The organism is Streptomyces sp. Edi4 (assembly GCF_040253615.1).
Lineage (GTDB): Bacteria > Actinomycetota > Actinomycetes > Streptomycetales > Streptomycetaceae > Streptomyces.
In genome coordinates this window covers 2,359,104-2,377,498 of record NZ_JBEJGY010000004.1, presented here as the reverse complement: position 1 = coordinate 2,377,498, position 18,395 = coordinate 2,359,104, and the positions used below count along the sequence as shown (strand labels likewise).

Annotated in this window: 19 protein-coding genes; 9 read left to right on the top strand and 10 right to left on the bottom strand. The window is 68.7% G+C overall.

Features of this window, described 5'->3' with window-relative positions:
• Positions 1 to 30 precede the first annotated feature (30 nt).
• From ABR738_RS12825 to ABR738_RS12815, 3 genes are all read right to left on the bottom strand, one after another.
• Positions 31 to 927, bottom strand: coding sequence for a DUF4429 domain-containing protein (locus ABR738_RS12825; protein WP_350230105.1), 897 nt, complete (start codon positions 925 to 927; stop codon positions 31 to 33).
• A gap of 117 nt (positions 928 to 1,044) precedes the next feature.
• Positions 1,045 to 2,256, bottom strand: coding sequence for an alpha/beta hydrolase (locus ABR738_RS12820; RefSeq protein ID WP_350230104.1), 1,212 nt, complete (start codon positions 2,254 to 2,256; stop codon positions 1,045 to 1,047).
• Positions 2,257 to 2,406: 150 nt separating this feature from the next.
• Positions 2,407 to 3,060 (bottom strand): TetR/AcrR family transcriptional regulator, encoded by a 654-nt coding sequence (locus ABR738_RS12815; RefSeq protein WP_350230103.1) that lies wholly within the window; start codon positions 3,058 to 3,060, stop codon positions 2,407 to 2,409.
• Between the two features lie 193 nt (positions 3,061 to 3,253).
• Here ABR738_RS12815 and ABR738_RS12810 point away from each other — a divergent pair, with 193 nt between their 5' ends.
• Entirely contained in the window at positions 3,254 to 4,852 is a 1,599-nt protein-coding gene (locus tag ABR738_RS12810) for an MFS transporter (protein ID WP_350230102.1), read from the top strand.
• Positions 4,853 to 4,993: 141 nt separating this feature from the next.
• Entirely contained in the window at positions 4,994 to 5,278 is a 285-nt protein-coding gene (locus ABR738_RS12805; protein WP_350230101.1) for a small hydrophobic protein, read from the top strand.
• 507 nt (positions 5,279 to 5,785) lie between these two features.
• Here the strand turns inward: ABR738_RS12805 and aceE are convergent.
• On the bottom strand, positions 5,786 to 8,515 hold the full coding sequence (gene aceE / locus ABR738_RS12800) for a pyruvate dehydrogenase (acetyl-transferring), homodimeric type (RefSeq protein WP_350230100.1): 2,730 nt from the start codon (positions 8,513 to 8,515) through the stop codon (positions 5,786 to 5,788).
• Between the two features lie 438 nt (positions 8,516 to 8,953).
• Here aceE and ABR738_RS12795 point away from each other — a divergent pair, with 438 nt between their 5' ends.
• The 3 genes from ABR738_RS12795 to ABR738_RS12785 all read left to right on the top strand — a co-directional run bounded on the left by ABR738_RS12795 (position 8,954) and on the right by ABR738_RS12785 (position 10,687).
• The gene (locus ABR738_RS12795) at positions 8,954 to 9,376 is read left to right on the top strand and encodes a DUF3052 domain-containing protein (RefSeq protein ID WP_350230099.1); all 423 of its coding nucleotides are present in this window, start codon (positions 8,954 to 8,956) and stop codon (positions 9,374 to 9,376) included.
• A 114-nt stretch (positions 9,377 to 9,490) separates the two neighbouring features.
• The gene (locus tag ABR738_RS12790) at positions 9,491 to 9,949 is read left to right on the top strand and encodes a peroxiredoxin (protein ID WP_350230098.1); all 459 of its coding nucleotides are present in this window, start codon (positions 9,491 to 9,493) and stop codon (positions 9,947 to 9,949) included.
• A gap of 162 nt (positions 9,950 to 10,111) precedes the next feature.
• Positions 10,112 to 10,687 (top strand): TerD family protein, encoded by a 576-nt coding sequence (locus ABR738_RS12785; RefSeq protein ID WP_350230097.1) that lies wholly within the window; start codon positions 10,112 to 10,114, stop codon positions 10,685 to 10,687.
• A gap of 74 nt (positions 10,688 to 10,761) precedes the next feature.
• On the opposite strand, the gene ABR738_RS12780 is transcribed toward ABR738_RS12785, so the two are convergent.
• The 5 genes from ABR738_RS12780 to ABR738_RS12760 are packed head-to-tail and all read right to left on the bottom strand — an operon-like array spanning position 10,762 to position 12,803.
• Positions 10,762 to 10,998: a hypothetical protein gene (locus ABR738_RS12780; RefSeq protein ID WP_350230096.1), complete on the bottom strand. Its 237-nt coding sequence runs from the start codon at positions 10,996 to 10,998 to the stop codon at positions 10,762 to 10,764.
• Entirely contained in the window at positions 10,995 to 11,207 is a 213-nt protein-coding gene (locus tag ABR738_RS12775; protein ID WP_350230095.1) for a hypothetical protein, read from the bottom strand. The genes ABR738_RS12780 and ABR738_RS12775 overlap by 4 nt, the downstream gene beginning before the upstream one ends.
• A gap of 60 nt (positions 11,208 to 11,267) precedes the next feature.
• Positions 11,268 to 12,098: a helix-turn-helix domain-containing protein gene (locus ABR738_RS12770; RefSeq protein WP_350230094.1), complete on the bottom strand. Its 831-nt coding sequence runs from the start codon at positions 12,096 to 12,098 to the stop codon at positions 11,268 to 11,270.
• Positions 12,095 to 12,622, bottom strand: coding sequence for a DUF6879 family protein (locus tag ABR738_RS12765; RefSeq protein WP_350230093.1), 528 nt, complete (start codon positions 12,620 to 12,622; stop codon positions 12,095 to 12,097). Before ABR738_RS12765 ends, ABR738_RS12770 begins: the two co-directional genes overlap by 4 nt.
• Positions 12,594 to 12,803, bottom strand: coding sequence for a hypothetical protein (locus tag ABR738_RS12760; RefSeq protein WP_350230092.1), 210 nt, complete (start codon positions 12,801 to 12,803; stop codon positions 12,594 to 12,596). Before ABR738_RS12760 ends, ABR738_RS12765 begins: the two co-directional genes overlap by 29 nt.
• A gap of 415 nt (positions 12,804 to 13,218) precedes the next feature.
• On the opposite strand from ABR738_RS12760, the gene ABR738_RS12755 reads away from it, so the two are divergent.
• The 3 genes from ABR738_RS12755 to ABR738_RS12745 all read left to right on the top strand — a co-directional run bounded on the left by ABR738_RS12755 (position 13,219) and on the right by ABR738_RS12745 (position 16,005).
• Positions 13,219 to 13,794, top strand: coding sequence for a TerD family protein (locus tag ABR738_RS12755; protein WP_350230091.1), 576 nt, complete (start codon positions 13,219 to 13,221; stop codon positions 13,792 to 13,794).
• Positions 13,795 to 13,955: 161 nt separating this feature from the next.
• On the top strand, positions 13,956 to 15,098 hold the full coding sequence (locus ABR738_RS12750; protein WP_350230090.1) for a DUF475 domain-containing protein: 1,143 nt from the start codon (positions 13,956 to 13,958) through the stop codon (positions 15,096 to 15,098).
• A 169-nt stretch (positions 15,099 to 15,267) separates the two neighbouring features.
• On the top strand, positions 15,268 to 16,005 hold the full coding sequence (locus ABR738_RS12745) for a TerD family protein (RefSeq protein WP_350230089.1): 738 nt from the start codon (positions 15,268 to 15,270) through the stop codon (positions 16,003 to 16,005).
• 17 nt (positions 16,006 to 16,022) lie between these two features.
• Here ABR738_RS12745 and ABR738_RS12740 read toward each other — a convergent pair whose 3' ends face one another.
• Positions 16,023 to 16,925 (bottom strand): TerD family protein, encoded by a 903-nt coding sequence (locus tag ABR738_RS12740; RefSeq protein WP_350234544.1) that lies wholly within the window; start codon positions 16,923 to 16,925, stop codon positions 16,023 to 16,025.
• 220 nt (positions 16,926 to 17,145) lie between these two features.
• Here ABR738_RS12740 and ABR738_RS12735 point away from each other — a divergent pair, with 220 nt between their 5' ends.
• On the top strand, positions 17,146 to 18,309 hold the full coding sequence (locus tag ABR738_RS12735) for an HpcH/HpaI aldolase/citrate lyase family protein (protein ID WP_350230088.1): 1,164 nt from the start codon (positions 17,146 to 17,148) through the stop codon (positions 18,307 to 18,309).
• Positions 18,310 to 18,395 lie beyond the last annotated feature (86 nt).

The window sequence follows — 18,395 nt, the reverse complement described above, 5'->3', positions numbered from 1 at the left end:
CTGGCCACAGCCCCGTAAGGATCTCCCCGCCTACAGCTCCGCCAGGAGCTCCGCCTTCTTCGCGCTGAACTCGTCGTCCGTCACCAGGCCCGCCCGGTGCAGGTCTCCGAGGTGGCGGATGCGTTCCGCGATGTCCGCCGGGTCGCGCCGGTCCGCCGGGACCGGGACGATCTGGTGCGGGATCGAGAGGCCTGCCCCACCGGCCCCACCGCCCCCGCCGTCCCGCACGGCCGCCAGGACCGCGGCGGCGAAGGGCAGCGACTCGTGCACCGGGCCGTAGCCGAGGCCGAAGATTACGGACGCCGGATCGCGGTCGGCGGGTCCGGCGAAACCTTCCGTCCCGTCCGTCGCGCGCGGCAGCAGCCGCAGATGTCCGTCGAAGACCTCGGGGGAGCGCCATTCGACGCCGCTGAGCCGGGCGACGGGGAAGGTCTGGTCGCCGGCCTTCCACTTCTCCGAGGAGGCGCCCGTCCAGAACCACCGGAAGGTGACCTGCTTGCCGTCGAAGCCGGCCCGGCCGTCGTACGCCTTGAAGCTCAGCGGGGCCTCGGGCGCCGCCACCAGATGGCGCTCGGCCGTGTCACCGGCGTGTGCCACCAAGGAGGAGCGCAGTTCGTCGGCGTAGTACTCGGCCAGCATCTCGCGCTCGGCCGGCAGCACCAGGCGGTAGGGGTCGCAGGACTCCTTCAGCTGGCCGGCGGCGGCTTCCATCAGCGGATCGGCGCCAGGTCTCGGCACCGCGTGCAGCACCACCGTGCCGCGTTTGCCCGGGCAGAGCGTCACCGACTCCAACGCCTCGTAGGGGATGCGTCGTTCCCGCAGCGCCTGGAAGAGCTTCGGCGCGCGGATCCCCCGTTCGAAGCGGATGAGCACGGAGTCGGTCCCGAACTCCCAGGTGGCATGAATTCCGGCCAGCACATCACCCATGCGCCTCATCGTAGGCGGCTCGGGCCTCCGCGTCCCCCCTCCGAGGAAACCCCGTCCTCGCCCCGCCGCACGGGACAACCCACGGCGTCTACGCGTGTCCGCCCGCCGTCGCGTCCGTCAAGCCGCGGACCGGACGGAAATTCCGCTGGAGCAGTCGGCGTCGGCCGCGGCGCAGCCGACCGCCTGGTACGCGCCAACCCCGATGGCGGCGAAGTTGGCGAGGCTGCGGGTGCCGGGCTCGAAATAGCCGGTGTGGCCGATCGCTCCGGCGGCCGACATGACGCGGGCGCCGAAGGCGGCCGAGACCGGGTCCGCGCCGTGGCCGAGGCCCGCGACGTCCAGGTACGGCACGTCCTGGATCCAGTCGTCCTTGTCGCGCATCGCCCAGACCTGGGCCGATGTGCCCAGCTGCGCGGCGTCGCGCACCCGCATGCCGGGGCTGCCCGCCACCGCGATGTCACTGACGCGGGACGGCAGTTCACGGGTGGAGACCCCGCACACCACGGAGCCGTAGCTGTGGCAGAACAGCTCGACCCGCGAGGTCCCCGGCAGCGCCCGCACCATGGCGGAAAGGCGTACCGCGCCCTCTTCGGCCAGCCTGCCGATCGCCGCGTCGATGCCGAGCCCGGCCGGCGCCGTGTAGTCGGCCCAGGCGATCACGGCGGTTTTGGTGCCGGGCGAGGCCGCCTGCTCGGCCGCGTACAGGGACTCGGCCATGCCGACCGGTGCGGTGTTCCTGCGGCTGGACTTCTCGAAGGTCAAGACGTTGGTGTCGACCCCGGGGACGATCACCGAGACTCGCTCGGCGTGGTCCAGATCACCGAAGACCTCCGCGACCCGGCCGGTGTCGGAGGGGTCGAAGGCGAGGATCTGGCGGTCGTCGTCGAGCAGTGACGCGAACCGGCGCATCCGCCGGTTCGCGTCCTGGCGGCCGTCGGCGGAGAGCCTGGGATCGACCGTGCGTTTCTGCTCGACGGCGCGGGCCTCGGTGAGCGCGGCCCGGTTGGCGCGGTAGCGCAGGGATACGGGGGCGCCGTTCAGGTTGCCCACGACCAGCGGGTAGCGGTCGGCCAGCTCGTCGCGCTCGTGGGAGGTGAGCGTGCCGAAGAAGTGCGCGAGCTGCTGCGCGGTGCCGTCGGCCCCGGGCAGCTTGTGGCCCTCTATCGTGCCCCGCGCCCAGGCCGCGAGGGCTTTGGCGCGAGGCGCGGAGTCGTCGGCGTGGCCGCGGATCGCCGTCCAGCCGGAGGTCGCGAGCATGACGAACACGACGGCGAGCGCGAGCAGCGCGCGCCAGGCGTTCAGCGTGGGGGAGGAGTCGAAGGAAGTCACTGCGGACCACAGTAGGAGACCCGGGAGGCCCCCCGCACTGACAGTGACTCAGATCACGTTTGAACTCGGCGTAGCCTCACCAAGAGCGCGCGCGGGCGCACGCTCCGTACGGTGCGGGCGCCGCCGTCGGCCCCGCCGCGCCCCTTCGGGTCAGGAGCGCCAGTCGTCGGCGAGGGCGGGGCCGAGGTGATCCATGTAGGCGCAGGTGAGTTCGCGGATCGCCGCCACGCTCGTGTCCTGGCCCTTCCCCCAGAGACAGCCGGCCACCCGCATCACCCCGGTGAAGGCGGCCACCGCCACCCGGGGCCTGGGGTCGGCGTCCACGTCCAGACCCTCGCGTTCGGCGATCAGACGCGCGATGTGCTCCTCCAGCTCCACCGAGCGGCGCAGATGGACGGCGAGCAGCGCGGGGGTCGACTCGATCACCTGGTACGTACGCATGTAGAGGGTGACCGGCACCACGGGGGACAGGCGCTCCTCGATGGTGTCCCAGGCCGAGAGCACCGAACGGCGCATCGCGGTGAACGGGCCCTCACCGGGGGGCCGTTCGCGCAGCGCGTCGATGAAGTGCCCCTCCACGGCGGACTGGGCGGCGAAGACCACGGCCTCCTTGTTGGCGAAGTAGCGGAAGAACGTGCGCTGCGAGACGTCGACCGCTTCGGCGATCTCGTCGATGGTCGTCCGCTCGTACCCCTGGGTCGTGAACAGTTCGAGGGCCACCCGCAGCAGGGCGTCGCGGGTGCGCTGCTTCTTCAGCTCGCGCAGGCCGCCCGAGGGCGCCACCGGCCGCTGCTCCACCGTCACGTCAGGTTCTCTTTTCGTCGCGTCCCAGTCGCATGCCGGTCCGGATGCCGGCCAAATATCCACCACATTCCAGCCGAATCTCAGTCATATCCGGCCGTATTCGGCACGCTCAGTCTAGCTGTGAGCCATGTGACAGCCACCGACTTGTGAAATGGTTTGTCAACTGTCAGCCGCTGACACTAGCCTCGAACGCATGACTAGTCATATCGCCGTGGAAAAGGCGCCGCAGGATGAGATACCGGCGCCGGCCAAGGGGCTGCGCGGCCACCCCTGGCTGACGCTCTTCGCCGTGGCCATCGGCGTGATGATGGTCGCGCTCGACGGCACCATCGTGGCCATCGCGAACCCGGCCATCCAGCACGACCTGGACGCCTCGCTCCAGGACGTCCAATGGATCACCAACGGCTACATGCTGGCCCTGGCCGTCTCGCTGATCACCGCGGGCAAGCTCGGTGACCGCTTCGGCCACCGCCAGACCTTCCTCATCGGTGTGGTCGGCTTCGCGGCCGCGTCCGGGGCCATCGGCCTGTCCCACAGCGTCACCTTCGTCATCGCCTTCCGCGTGCTCCAGGGCCTGTTCGGCGCGCTCCTGATGCCGGCCGCGCTCGGTCTGCTGCGCGCCACCTTCCCGGCCGAGAAGCTGAACATGGCGATCGGCATCTGGGGCATGGTCATCGGCGCCTCCACGGCGGGCGGCCCGATCCTGGGCGGCGTGCTCGTCGAGCACGTCAGCTGGCAGTCCGTGTTCTTCATCAACGTGCCGGTCGGCGCGATCGCGCTGGTGCTCGGCCTGCTGATCCTGCGCGATCACCGCGCGGAGAACGCCCCGAAGTCGTTCGACGTCCTGGGCATCCTGCTCCTCTCGGTCGCGATGTTCTGCATGATCTGGGCCCTCATCAAGGGCTCGGAGTACGGCTGGGGCAGCGGGAAGACCCTCGGGTTCATCGCGGCCGCGGTGATCTGCTTCGTGCTCTTCGCGCTGTGGGAGACCAAGGTCAAGGAACCGCTGATCCCGCTCGGCCTGTTCCGCTCCGTCCCGCTCTCGGCGGGCACCGTCTTGATGATCCTCATGGCGTTCGCCTTCATGGGCGGCCTCTTCTTCGTCACCTTCTACCTTCAGAACGTGCACGGCATGACGGCCGTCGATAGCGGGCTCCACCTGCTGCCGCTGACCGGCATGATGATCGTCGCCTCGCCCGTCGCGGGCATCCTGATCACCAAGCTCGGTCCGCGTATCCCGCTGGTCGGCGGCATGGTCTGCACCGCCGTCGCCATGTTCGGCATGTCCCGGCTGACCATCGGCACGGGCACCGCCACCATGTCGATCTGGTTCGCGCTGCTCGGCATGGGCCTGGCCCCCGTCATGGTCGGCGCCACCGAGGTCATCGTCGGCAACGCGCCGCTGGAGCTGTCCGGCGTCGCGGGCGGTCTCCAGCAGGCCGGCATGCAGGTGGGCGGCTCGCTCGGCACCGCCGTGCTCGGCGCGGTGATGTCCTCGCAGGTCACCTCCAAGCTCCCCGAGAACTGGGCCGCCGCCAAGCTCCCGCCCCTGAGCCCCAAGGACTCCTCCGGCCTGTCCAAGGCGGTCGAGGTCGGCATGGGCCCGACCAAGCCGGGCACGCCGCCGGAGATCGCTGCCAAGATCGCGGGCGTCGCGCATGACACGTTCGTGTCGGGCATGAGCGCCGCGTTCACCGTCGCCGGGGTCGTGGCGGTGCTCGCCGCGGCGGTCGCGATGTTCACCAAGCGCGGCGAGAACGCGCAGGCGGGTGCGGGCGCCGGTCACATCTGACCGGGCCGGCTCGGTGTTCCGGCGGGCGCCGCGCGCCTCAGTCCCCTCAATCCCCCTGTTCGGTACGGGAGTTCAGGGTGTGGGGGAGCCGAGGCGTGGTACCCGGTTCTGTGGAGGCCGAGCCGACAACCTCAGGGAGTGATGATGGCGGGCTTCGGACACACGAGCCGTACGCGCAGGACCCCCCGGTCACGGAACCGCATGTGGCCCCGGACCGGGCCGGACCGCGCGACGCTGGGCATCATCGGGCTCGTCTGCGCGGTCGCGGGATTCTTCGTCCTGTCGATCGTCCTGGGGCCGGTGGCGATGGCCTGCGGCTGGGAGGCGATGGGGCGCCGCCGGGCCTCCGGTGCGGTGCCGGCCTGGGTCGCCCTGATCCTGGGCGCGATCGATACGGTGCTGGCCATCATCTGGCTGGTGGGCTGAGCGTCCGGGGTGGCCGCCCCGTGCAATTCCTTCCGGGGGCGCGGGGAACGCGGCGGGCCTACCCGCGCCCGGGCCCCCGGGGCTCCGCCCCAGACCCCGGGGTGCCCCTCCCCACCCCTTCCCTAAACCCTCCGGGGGTAAAGGGAAAACCCCTGGGGCTCCGCCCCAGACCCCGTTCGCGCCTAAAGGGCGCTCGTCCTCAATCGCCGGACGGGCTGACCATGCATGTGCGGGCCCGCACCGACCCCGCCAGGGGCGCGGGGAACGGCGCGAGCAACCACGCACGGGCCCGCACCCGAAGTCTGCCCCTTGAAGGGGCGCGGGGAACGGCGCGAGCAATCACCCACGGACCCGCACCCGAGGTCCGACCCTTCAAGGGGCGCGGGGAACTGCGCAATCAGCCGCGCGTGGCTACAGGCGACCATCCGGACAGGGCGAGGCCGGCGGGGGGCAACCCCGCCGGCGCCCACCGCACCGCATCCGTACCCCGCAACCCCAGCGGAGCGCTTACGCGTCGCCCCCTGCCGCCCCCGGCTCAGCCGCACTCACATCCAGCAACCGGTACCGGTCGACCGCCTGCTTGAGCGCCGACCGGTCGACCTTCCCCTCCCGGGCCAGCTCCGTGAGCACGGCCAGCACGATCGACTGCGCGTCGATGTGGAAGAAGCGCCGCGCCGCACCCCGCGTGTCCGCGAAGCCGAACCCGTCCGCGCCGAGCGACTGGTACGTGCCGGGAACCCAGCGCGCGATCTGGTCGGGCACGGCCCGCATCCAGTCGGAGACGGCCACGAAGGGCCCCTGCGCGCCCTGGAGCTTGCGCGTGACGTACGGGACGCGCTGCTCCTCCTCGGGGTGCAGCAGGTTGTGCTCCTCCACCTCGACGGCGTCACGGCGCAGCTCGTTCCAGGACGTCGCCGACCAGACGTCGGCTCGTACGTTCCACTCCTCGGCGAGGATCCGCTGCGCCTCGATGGCCCAGGGCACGGCGACACCGGACGCCATGATCTGCGCCGGGATGGCGCCCGACGCACCGGGGGCGACGCGGTGGATGCCCTTGAGGATGCCGTCCACGTCGACGTCCGACGGCTCGGCCGGGTGCTGGATCGGCTCGTTGTAGACCGTGAGGTAGTAGAAGACGTCCTCACTCTCGGGCCCGTACATCCGGCGCAGACCGTCCTTGACGATGTGCGCGATCTCGTAGCCGTACGCCGGGTCGTAGGCGACACAGGCCGGGTTGGTCGAGGCCAGCAGGTGCGAGTGCCCGTCGGCGTGCTGCAACCCCTCGCCGGTCAGCGTCGTACGTCCGGCGGTCGCGCCGAGGACGAATCCGCGCGCCAACTGGTCGGCCATCTGCCAGAACTGGTCGCCGGTGCGCTGGAAACCGAACATCGAGTAGAAGACGTACACCGGGATCAGCGGCTCGCCGTGCGTGGCGTACGCCGAACCCGCGGCGATCAGGGACGCCGTGCAGCCCGCCTCGGAGATGCCGTCGTGCAGCATCTGGCCCGTGGGCGACTCCTTGTAGGCGAGCAGGAGTTCGCGGTCGACCGCCTCGTACTGCTGACCCAGCGGGTTGTAGATCTTGGCGCTCGGGAAGAACGCGTCCATGCCGAAGGTGCGGTACTCGTCGGGCGCGATCAGCACGAAGCGCCTGCCGATCTCCTTGTCCCGCATCAGGTCCTTCAGGATGCGCACGAACGCCATCGTCGTGGCGATCGACTGCTGGCCCGAACCCTTCTTGGCGGCCGCGTACGTCTTGTCCTCGGGCAGCGGAAGCGGCTTGGCGCGCACCACGCGCGTCGGCACATAGCCACCGAGCCCGAGCCGGCGGTCGTGCATGTACTGGATCTCCTCGGACTTGCGTCCGGGGTGGTAGTACGGCGGCGCGCCGCCCTCCAGCTCCTTGTCCGTGATCGGGATGTGCAGCCGGTCCCGGAAGCCCTTGAGGTCGTCGACCGTCAGCTTCTTCATCTGGTGGGTCGCGTTGCGGCCCTCGAAGTTGGGCCCGAGCGTCCAGCCCTTGACGGTGTGGGCAAGGATCACGGTCGGCTGGCCCTTGTGCGCCTTGGCCGCCGCGAACGCCGCGAAGATCTTCTTGTGGTCGTGGCCGCCGCGCCCGAGGTGCAGGATCTGCTGGTCGGTCATGCCCTCGACCATGGCCCGCAGTCGGTGGTCGTCGCCGAAGAAGTGCTCACGGATGTAGGCGCCGGTCTCGGTGGCGTAGGTCTGGAACTGGCCGTCCGGCGTGGTGTTCATCTTGTTGACCAGGATGCCGTCGCGGTCCTGGGCGAGCAGCGGGTCCCAACTGCGGTCCCAGATCAGCTTGATGACGTTCCATCCGGCGCCGCGGAACTGCGACTCCAGCTCCTGGATGATCTTGCCGTTGCCGCGCACCGGGCCGTCGAGGCGCTGGAGGTTGCAGTTGACGACGAAGGTCAGGTTGTCCAGGTTCTCGCGGGCCGCGATGGACAGCTGGCCAAGCGACTCGGGCTCGTCCATCTCGCCGTCGCCGAGGAAGGCCCACACGTGCGAGTTGGAGGTGTCGGCGATGCCGCGCGCCTCCATGTAACGGTTCATCCGCGCCTGGTAGATCGCGCCGAGCGGGCCAAGGCCCATCGAGACGGTCGGGAACTCCCAGAAGTCCGGCATGAGCCGCGGGTGCGGGTAGGAGGAGAGCCCGTGCGGGGCCTTCGACTTCTCCTGGCGGAAGGCGTCGAGCTGCTGCTCGCTGAGCCGGTCGAGGAGGTAGGCGCGGGCGTAGATGCCGGGGGAGGCGTGGCCCTGGAAGAAGATCTGGTCGCCGCCGTCCTCCTCCTTGCCGCGGAAGAAGTGGTTGAAGCCCACGTCGTACAGGGAGGCGGAGGAGGCGAAGGTCGCGATGTGGCCGCCGACGCCGATGCCGGGGCGCTGCGCACGGGAGACCATCACGGCCGCGTTCCAGCGGGTCGCGTTGAGGACCTTGCGCTCGATCTCCTCGTTGCCGGGGAAGAACGGCTCGTCCTTGGTGGCGATCGTGTTGACATAGTCCGAGCTGCGCATCTCGGGCACGGCCACGCGCTTCTCGCGCGCCCGCTCGATCAGCCGGAGCATCAGATAGCGGGCCCGTTCCCGGCCGCGTTCGTCGACGGCGGCGTCCAGGGAGTCGAGCCACTCCTGGGTCTCTTCGGGATCGAAGTCCGGGACCTGGCTCGGCAGGCCGCCAATGATGATCGGGTTGCGATCGGATCCGGAAGCCACGCTGTTCCTTCACTGTCGGGGGATGCGGGGACAGCCAATTGTGCGCCGCATCCCATCGTGTACCGCTGGGGCGCAAACGTCATCTCTACCGAGAGGTAACCGAGGGGTAACCGGCACCGGAGCAGGAAGTAGGCTCAGGGCCTGGACGGGTCGGGCCAAATCGCAACCTTACGCTCAACCCGGCCATCCGTTCCCGAAGGGTGTTCGAACCCGAGAGGGGTACCCGGAGGAACAGAACGGAACAAATAGTGACCAAGCGTGTGGGATGAATCACCGGCGGGGATGCGGATGTCCCTGAACACGGCCACACTGGGCCCCGAAGGGCGGGTTCGGGTGCCGGGTACTTGCGAGATTCGTCCCGCCCGTGTGGACTACGCCCCATGCCCCGCGTACGCGCGCGGCTGGAGAACTTACCGAATCAAGATCAGGAGGCAAGCCGTGAGCGCGACCGCGGACCACGCGGAGGAGCGGACCAACCCGGCCATGAGGCTGGGGTTCGAGCCCGGACAGGTGGTCCAGGAGATCGGTTACGACGACGACGTCGACCAGGATCTCCGCGAGGGCATCGAGTCCCTGATTGGCCAGGATCTCGTCGACGAGGACTATGACGACACAGCCGATGTCGTGCTGTTGTGGTTCCGGGACGAGGACGGCGACCTTACGGACGCGCTGGTGGACGCCATCGGTCTTCTGGAGGACGCCGGCACCATCTGGCTGCTGAGCCCGAAGACCGGCCGGGACGGATACATCGAGCCCAGCGACATCCAGGACGCGGCGCAGACCGCCGGCCTGTCGCCGGCCAAGAGCGTCAGCGTCGCCAAGGACTGGTCGGGCACCCGCCTGAAGTCCGGCAAGCGCTGATCCCTCCTCACGCCCCAAGGGCCCCCTCAGGCTGTTGCCCGAGGGGGCCCTTGGCGTGGCGGGGTGCGTAGGGTGGGTGTCACCAGATCGGCCCAGTGAAGGGAAGGCGTTTTGATGGCTATCGAGGTCGGCACCAAGGCCCCGGAGTTCGAGCTCAAGGACAACCACGGCAGGACCGTGAAGCTCAGCGACTTCCGCGGTGAGAAGAACGTGGTGCTGCTCTTCTACCCGTTCGCCTTCACCGGCGTCTGCACGGGCGAGCTGTGCGAACTGCGCGACAACCTGCCGAAGTTCGTCAACGACGACACCCAGCTGCTCGCCGTCTCCAACGACTCCATCCACACCCTGCGCGTCTTCGCCGAGCAGGAGGGCCTGGAGTACCCGCTGGTCTCCGACTTCTGGCCGCACGGCGAGGTCAGCCGCGCGTACGGCGTCTTCGACGAGGACAAGGGCTGCGCGGTGCGCGGCACCTTCGTCATCGACAAGGAAGGTGTGGTCCGCTGGAGCGTGGTGAACGGCCTTCCGGACGCACGCGACCTGAACGACTACCTCAAGGCGCTCGACACCATCTGAGCGCGCGGCGCCGCCGGACCGGCCGGGCGACACCTGATGCGTCGTTCGGCCGAATCGTCTGTCTGACCCGGGAACCGGTCACTAGGATCCATTCGTTGATCCGATGCCAACGCACGACGGGGACGCTGACCCAGCTTGCCCCTCACACCATTGGGAGGACTCGTGGGAGTCAGCCTCAGCAAGGGCGGCAACGTCTCGCTGACCAAGGCCGCCCCCAACCTGACCGCGGTCATCGTCGGTCTGGGATGGGACGCACGCACCACCACCGGGGGTGACTTCGACCTGGATGCCAGTGCCCTGCTGACCAACGACCAGGGCAAGGTCACCAACGACTCGAACTTCGTGTTCTTCAACAACCTCAAGAGCCCCGACGGCTCGGTCGAGCACACCGGTGACAACCTCACCGGTGAGGGCGAGGGCGACGACGAGGTCATCAAGGTGAACCTGGCCGCGGTGCCGGCCGATGTCGCCAAGATCGTCTTTCCGGTCTCGATCTACGAGGCCGAGTCCCGCCAGCAGTCCTTCGGCCAGGTGCGCAACGCCTACATCCGCGTGGTGAACCAGGCGGACAATTCCGAGCTGGCGCGCTACGACCTGAGCGAGGACGCCTCGACGGAGACCGCGATGGTCTTCGGCGAGCTGTACCGCAACGGCGCGGAGTGGAAGTTCCGCGCCATCGGCCAGGGTTACGCGTCGGGCCTGCGCGGCATCGCACAGGACTTCGGCGTCAACGTCTGAGGCCGGCCCTCCGACCACAGGCCCCCCAACTTCACCTTGGGGGGCCTTCGCGGCGCTATACGTCGCACGCCCGCTCATGACTGACCGGTGCGGTCGAGGCTCCCGGCCCGGATCACCTCGGCGACCCGCTCGGCCAGGTACGCCGGGAGCTGACCCACGTCGACCCAGGCCGTCCCCTTGCGGCTCACCGTGGGCCGCAAGTGCGCCGTGCGCGTCGCACCGGCCCCCATCCCGTCCAGGGCTTCCCTGAGCGCGTCGGTGGCGTGCTGGGCGCGGTCCCAGGCGTCGCGCCACTCCCGCATCTCCATCACCGCCCCCGCCTCGGGTGCGGGTGATTCCTGACCTCCGCGGCAGCGTCGTACGCCGCGCTCCACTTCCCGGCCGCCTTGGCCTCACCCAACTCCCTCACAAGCGCGGCGCACACCCCGCACCCATCGGCCGGCGCACAGTCGTACAGATACGCCTCCACCGCCCCGGCCAACTCCACCGGCGGGCGCGGGTACTTGAGCGGACTGGTCATGGCTTCCCCTCGTCGGAGTCCTCGTCACCGCACAAGTGTCAGCCTGGCGCGGACCGCCGCCTAGAGAGTTTCCTGTTCGCGCAAAAAGCCGTCCCGGATGGAAGCGATCAATTCCCGCATATCCCCCCCAGCAACAGCGGTACGCGCGAATCCATCAAACTTTGACGTGTAGAGCGCTATATCCCGGGGATCGGTCACCACGCTCTCTGCGTGGACAGTCTCGATGGTCACCGTGCGCGCATCCTTGATGGAGAACGAATGCCCCGGAAAGTCCACCTGTGGGGCGGCCAGGGGTACCACTCGAATATCCACGTTGGGGAGCCGGGATGCGGATATTACCCTGTCCAACTGTCCAACCATCAATAGCGGGGCCACAATCCGCCAGCGAAGCACGGATTCCGTAATGATGAACCGAAACTCCTTGTCGACATCATAAAGCGCGGCTTGCCGTGCCAGCCTCGCGCTAATCGTGAGATCCAGTTGCGCCTCGGTGAGGTTCCTGCGCGCGAAGACGGCTCGAATGTACTCCGGTGTCTGGAGGAGGCCTGGGATCAGTGACGGCTGAAACAGGCGGAATAGGTGAGTCTGAGATTCCAGAGCCTGAATCTGTTGTTGCTTTCGGTTGTACCCCAGTCGTCGGATCAGGCGCCAGGTGGTCGTCTCTGTCGCTGCTGCTCGCGCGGCAGCCATGTACTCGGCCTTGACCTCTTTTGAAACAGCCAGCGCGGTGAGGATGCAGTCCACGTCAGTGACGCTCGGAGACGTGTTGCCGTTCTCGATCTTGGACAGTTTGGACCTGGACATGGCGGCGCTACGAGCCACTGCCTTGGCCTCCATCCCGGAGGACTCGCGCAGCGCCCGTAGCGCAGAACCGAGACTCGATCTGTTCACTCGCCGTACTGGGCCCACCACTCGGGGAACGGAACGGCCGAAGCCATCGCCGTATCCCGGTACCGGCGGAACTCCGGCCGTTTGTCTTCACTGATGAAGTCGACGCCGAGGTACTTACCCTCACCGTCGTACTTCATGGCTCCAATCGTCTGGTCATCGAACATCCAGAAGTCGGGAGCTTCCGGGACAGGGTTCCCCTGGCTGGTGGTGTCCAGGATGAAGAACTCCTCTCCGGCAGCCATGTTGCGAATGTAGCCCCACGACAGCTCGAACCGAAGATAGTCGGTCAGCGGACGTGCCAACACGTGTACGCGGTAGATGCGCTTTCCCGCCTGCACCGCGTCGCTTACTGTCCTGACCCATCCGGCGGTTTTGTATTCCTCCGGTTGAGGTTTCCCGGCAAGGAAGGCCTGGTAGGCATCCACGCCGCCGGACTGGCTGTAATCGTCCAGGGTTTCCAGTCGGAAAGCTTCCCGCTCGAAGTCTTTGAACCAGTCACCCAGAGACTTGGATGAGGTTGTCACGGATTGCCTTTCGGATGAGCTCGATGGGGATTTCAACCATGGTCTCGTACGCGGGAATCTCCCGTCCGTGGTCGGTGATTTCCGCACCTTGTACGGCGAGCGTCCCCCTGTCGGTGGCGTAGATCGTCGGGCAGTCGCCCTCGTCACAGACCCCGACCAAAAGCGTCAGTTCTGTTGCCACTGGGCCCCCTCCGCTTCAGGTGTCGTGTCCGATGTTCGCGGCCCCTCATGGCGGTGGCAAGGGGATCGAGTTTCCTCTACTGGAAACCACCCCCACGCGCTGAGGTGTGCTGGCCCGGACGGCCCCACGGGCCAGCACCCAGCCGTCACGGCGCCCCCAGACGCACCCAACCACCACCGCACCCCCAAAGGCACGGAAACGGGCCGGAACCCGCCGGGAATGCGATCAGGGCATGTAGGCTCTGACCTGTGCGTTTGGCTGTGCCGGACGGGGGTGCTATAGGCCCTGGTCACAGGGGCTGAGGGCTTCGGCGTCGACGTCGGAGCCCGCCGCTTTTTCGTCCGGCCCACCGCCCCCAAAGGCGCGGCGCCGGACGCGCTCACCACCTGTTCCACTTATCGGGGAGGACACGATCATGGGCGTCACGCTCGCCAAGGGAGGCAATGTCTCCCTCTCCAAGGCCGCACCGAACCTCACGCAGGTCCTCGTCGGCCTCGGCTGGGACGCGCGCTCCACCACCGGAGCCGACTTCGACCTCGACGCCAGCGCGCTGCTGTGCGCCAACGGACGCGTGCTGGGCGATGAGTACTTCGTCTTCTACAACAACCTCACGAGCCCCGAGGGCTCCGTCGAGCACACCGGCGACAACCTCACGGGCGAGGGGGAGGGCGACGACGAGTCCCTGATCGTCGACCTGACGAAGGTGCCCGCCGGCTGCGACAAGATCGTCTTTCCGGTCTCGATCCACGACGCCGACAACCGGGGCCAGACCTTCGGGCAGGTCGCCAACGCGTTCATCCGCGTGGTCAACCAGGCCGACGGCCAGGAGCTGGCCCGCTACGACCTCAGCGAGGACGCCTCGACGGAGACCGCGATGATCTTCGGCGAGCTGTACCGCTACGGCGGCGAGTGGAAGTTCCGGGCCGTCGGCCAGGGGTACGCATCGGGTCTGCGGGGCATCGCCCTAGACTTCGGGGTCAACGTCTCCTAAAGAGATCACCCGGTTGCCCTCAAATCGAGCGCCGATCGGGGCGGTCCCTGCAAGGGGGCCCGGGGGTCCGCCTCCGGGAGACAGCTGCGTCAAGCCGCGCGCGGTGCGGGGGGACACCCGCTCTTCGTCGGGTCGGCCCGCTCTACACGATGGGGAAGTCAGTGCTTCTGAAAACCTTCGGCTGGTCATTCGTGATCACCGCGATCGGCCTGGCCCTGGCCGTGCTCTACGACGGCTGGACCGCCCTCGGGGTCGTCGCCATCCTGGCGGTCCTGGAGATCTCGCTGTCCTTCGACAACGCGGTGGTCAACGCCGGAATCCTGAAGAAGATGAATGCCTTCTGGCAGAAGATCTTCCTCACGGTCGGCGTCCTCATCGCCGTCTTCGGCATGCGCCTGCTCTTCCCCGTCGTCATCGTCGCCATCAGCGCCAAGATCGGTCCCATCGACGCGGTCGACCTGGCCCTGAACGACGCGGACCGCTACCAGCAGCTGGTGACCGACGCGCACCCCTCCATCGCCGCCTTCGGTGGCATGTTCCTCCTGATGATCTTCCTCGACTTCATTTTCGAGGACCGCGACATCAAATGGCTCGCCTGGCTCGAGCGCCCGCTGGCCAAGCTCGGCAAGATCGACATGCTCTCGGTCTGCATCGCCCTGATCGCGCTGCTCGTCGCCTCCATGACGGTGGCCACCCACGCCCACCAGCACGGCGGCGCGCACGTGGACAAGGCGCAGACGGTCCTGATCTCCGGCATCGCCGGCCTCATCACCTACCTCGTCGTCGGCGGCCTCTCGGGCTACTTCGAGAACCGCCTCGAAGAGGACGAGGAGCGTGAGCACGAGCAGGAGGAAGAGGCCAAGCGCACCGGCAGCAAGGTGTCCGCCGTCGCCATGGCCGGCAAGGCCGCCTTCTTCATGTTCCTCTACCTGGAGGTCCTGGACGCGTCGTTCTCCTTCGACGGCGTGATCGGCGCCTTCGCCATCACCAACGACATCGTCCTGATGGCGCTCGGCCTCGGCATCGGCGCGATGTACGTACGGTCGCTCACCGTCTACCTGGTCCGCCAGGGCACCCTGGACGACTACGTCTACCTGGAGCACGGAGCGCACTACGCGATCGGTGCGCTGGCCGTGATCCTGCTCGTCACCATCCAGTACGAGATCAACGACGTGATCACGGGTCTGGTCGGCGTCGTCCTCATCGCGTGGTCCTTCTTCTCCTCCGTGCGCCGCAACCGGCGGATCGCGGCGGCCGACGGCGAGGGCGCGGGCGAACCGGCGGAAGTCGGCTCCGGGGTGTGACCCCGGTGCTTCCGGAGCGCACGCCCCAGGGCGTGTGATCCGCCCTCGAATGAGGAACGCTCTGAGCGGGGCGGTCACGAGGCTCCGGCCTCGCCGGCCGCCCCGCGGTGTGTCGCCGGTCCGGTGCCGGCGTGTGCGGGGACGGTTCACGACCTATGGGGTGGGGGCAATGGCGTTCTGGGACGGCCTGTGGCGAGGCAAGGCCTCACAGTTCGACTCGGGCAGCGCGGCGACCAACACGATCGAGCTGACCCGACGGCACAACACGGTCTCGCTCGGCAAGCAGGGCGCCAACACCGGCAGCCTGCGGGTCAACCTGTCATGGCGGATGCGGACATCGGACTTCGGCGGCAAACCCGAGCAGGGCGGGCGGCTGCTGCGCCACCCGCTCCAGTTCTTCAAGCCGGAGATGGTCCAGGGCCACACCCAGTCCATGGTCAACGTGGACCTCGACCTGGGCTGTCTGTACGAACTCCAGGACGGCACCAAGGGAGTCGTCCAGCCGCTCGGCAACTTCTTCGGCGCCACCAACAAACCGCCGTACGTGGAGTGCAGCGGCGACGACCGATTCGGTTCGGCCTCCGGCGAGACGGTCTTCGTCAACCTGGACCACCGCGACGAGATCAAACGACTGCTGATCTTCGTCTACATCTACGACCAGACGCCGGCCTTCGACCGCACCCACGCCAAGGTGACGCTGTATCCGAGCAACGGCCCGCGCATCGAGATCGAACTCGACGAGCGCGCGCCCGAGGCCCGCTCCTGCGCCGTGGTCTCCATCGAGAACGTCAAGGGCGACATGGTGGTGCGCCGCGAGGTGAAGTTCGTGTACGGCTTCCAGGCCGAGCTCGACCGGCTGTACGGCTGGGGGCTCCAGTGGGGCCGCGGCTACAAGACCAAGGCCTGAGCCGCGGCCGCGACGACCTAGGAGCGGATGAACTGCGGCCCCATGGGCGGCAGTACGAACGCGGGGTCCGGCGTGAGGGCCGGGGCAGGCGCCGGGACGCTCTGGGGGTAGCCGTACGCGGGCCCCGGCGAGGCCGGCTGCGGATAGCCGTAGGAGGGCGCCGCGGCCGGCGGCCTCGTCGGGGGAGCAGGGTGCGGATAGCCGTAGGCGGGCGGGGCCGCGTGCCTGGGCAGCGGCTGGGGCACGGACGGCGCACTGGGCGCGCTCGGGGTGCTAGGGGCGCTCGATGAGTTGGACGCGCTGCCGGCGCTGTCAGGCCCGCCGACGCCACCGACGCCGCTCGCGCTGTCCGCGCCGGCCACGCCGTGCGCGCCCTCGCCGTCGTCCACCGAGATGCCGTACTCGGTGGCGAGACCGACCAGGCCGGTGGGGTACCCCTGGCCCACCGCGCGGAACTTCCACCCCTCGCCACGGCGGTACAGCTCACCGCAGATGATCGCGGTCTCCTCGCCGGTCTCGGGCTTCACATCGAACAGCGCGACCGGCTCGCCCCCCGACGCCGCCGCGTCGAACAGCGCGATCCGCAGATCGCGCACGGCGCGGAAGGTCGCCCCGTCCGACGACGCGGTGATCAACACGCGGTCCACGGACGGGTCGAGCGCCGACAGATCGGCCTCGACGGTGTCGGTCAGACCCTCCGCGACCCGCTTCTTGGGCAGCCGGCGCACCAGACCCGAGGGATGGCGCGGCTGGTTGTAGAAGACGAAGTCCTCATCCGAACGCACCCGTCCGTCGGCGGCGAGCAGCAGCGCCGAGGCGTCCACGTCCGGGACGTCGGCGCCGGGTGACCAGCGGAGCACGGCCCGTACGGCCGAAGCCTTCAGCGGGACGTTCGATCCCTTCAGCATCGCGTGCGTCATGCCGGTCATCCTGCCTCCCCGCGGGCCCCCCGGACAACGCGGGGACCGGCCCGGTCCCGTCCCCCGGCCGTCCCGCGGCGTACGCGCGTGGCCCACGGGGCGTGACGATGCAGATGAGTTACGCGAATTTCATGCACTTGGGGAACTCTTGACACGTCTTCTTACGTACTATTACCGGCCACCCAAAATCTTGGCCCGCCGGGCAGTGCAGGGGATATATATGCGTCATTTCGGGCACGTCCCGTCGGCTGTGCGGAAGGACCTCTTCCATCAGGAGCCCGGTGAGTTCACCGCCGGCTCGCCCGCACGCGTGCTGTCGGCCGCCCTGGGCGCGACGCTCTACAGCCCCGCGACCAGGCCCGCCCTCGCCGACGACGTCCTGAAACAGGCCCGCCGGGGTGTGGTGTCCATGGTCCTGTGCCTGGAGGATTCGATCGACGACGCCGAGGTGGCGGCAGCCGAGGACAACCTGGTCCGCCAGTTCGCCGACCTCGAAGCCCGGGGCGAGGAAGTCCCGCTGCTGTTCGTGCGCGTCCGCGACCCGCTCCAGATAACCGGCCTCGTCCAGCGCATGGGCACCTCCGCCCGGCTGCTCAGCGGCTTCGTCCTGCCGAAGTTCACCGAGGAGCGCGGCCTGCCGTTCCTCGAAGCGCTCACCGCCGCCGAGACCGCGTGCGGCCACCGGCTCTTCGCCATGCCCGTCCTGGAATCGTCCCAGCTGCTCCATCTGGAGACCCGCGCCGAAACCCTGGCCGGGATCGCCCGCGCCGTGGAGAAGTACCGCGAGCGGGTCCTCGCGCTCCGCCTCGGTGTCACCGACTTCTGCGCCGCCTACGGACTGCGCCGCTCGCCGGAGATGACGGCGTACGACGTGCAGATCGTGGCCGGCGTCATCGCGGACGTGGTGAACGTGCTGGGCCGCGCCGACGGCAGCGGCTTCACCATCACCGGCCCCGTGTGGGAGTACTTCCGGCTCCAGGAGCGGATGTTCAAGCCCCAGCTGCGCCGCAGCCCCTTCCTGGAGGGCCGCGCCGAAAAGCTGCGCACCGCCCTGATCGAGCACGACCTGGACGGCCTGCTGCGCGAGATCGAGCTCGACCGGGCCAACGGCCTGCTCGGCAAGACCTGCATCCACCCCTCGCACGTGGCGCCCGTCCACGCCCTTTCGGTGGTCAGTCACGAGGAGTTCAGCGACGCGGCGGACATCCTGCGCCCCGAACGGGACGGCGGCGGGGTGCTGCGCTCGGCGTACACGAACAAGATGAACGAGGTGAAGCCGCACCGCGCCTGGGCCGAGCGCACCCTGCTGCGGGCCGAGGTGTTCGGCGTCGCCGCGAAGGACGTCGGCTTCGTGGACCTCCTGGCCGCCGGGCTCGCCGTCTGAAGGCGCGCGCCATGGCCGGTCCCGTGCGGGCGAACAAGAACCCTTTTCGCGCGAACGAGAAACCCTTTCGTGCGAACGACACGAAC

Coding starts and splice junctions, on each gene's coding strand:
- ABR738_RS12735 (WP_350230088.1), top strand. CDS start 17,146: ATGCGTCATTTCGGGCACGTCCCGTCGGCTGTGCGGAAGGACCTCTTC.
- ABR738_RS12810 (WP_350230102.1), top strand. CDS start 3,254: ATGACTAGTCATATCGCCGTGGAAAAGGCGCCGCAGGATGAGATACCG.
- ABR738_RS12775 (WP_350230095.1), bottom strand. CDS start 11,207: ATGACCAGTCCGCTCAAGTACCCGCGCCCGCCGGTGGAGTTGGCCGGG.
- ABR738_RS12755 (WP_350230091.1), top strand. CDS start 13,219: ATGGGCGTCACGCTCGCCAAGGGAGGCAATGTCTCCCTCTCCAAGGCC.
- ABR738_RS12790 (WP_350230098.1), top strand. CDS start 9,491: ATGGCTATCGAGGTCGGCACCAAGGCCCCGGAGTTCGAGCTCAAGGAC.
- ABR738_RS12745 (WP_350230089.1), top strand. CDS start 15,268: ATGGCGTTCTGGGACGGCCTGTGGCGAGGCAAGGCCTCACAGTTCGAC.
- ABR738_RS12805 (WP_350230101.1), top strand. CDS start 4,994: ATGATGGCGGGCTTCGGACACACGAGCCGTACGCGCAGGACCCCCCGG.
- ABR738_RS12740 (WP_350234544.1), bottom strand. CDS start 16,925: ATGACGCACGCGATGCTGAAGGGATCGAACGTCCCGCTGAAGGCTTCG.
- ABR738_RS12825 (WP_350230105.1), bottom strand. CDS start 927: ATGGGTGATGTGCTGGCCGGAATTCATGCCACCTGGGAGTTCGGGACC.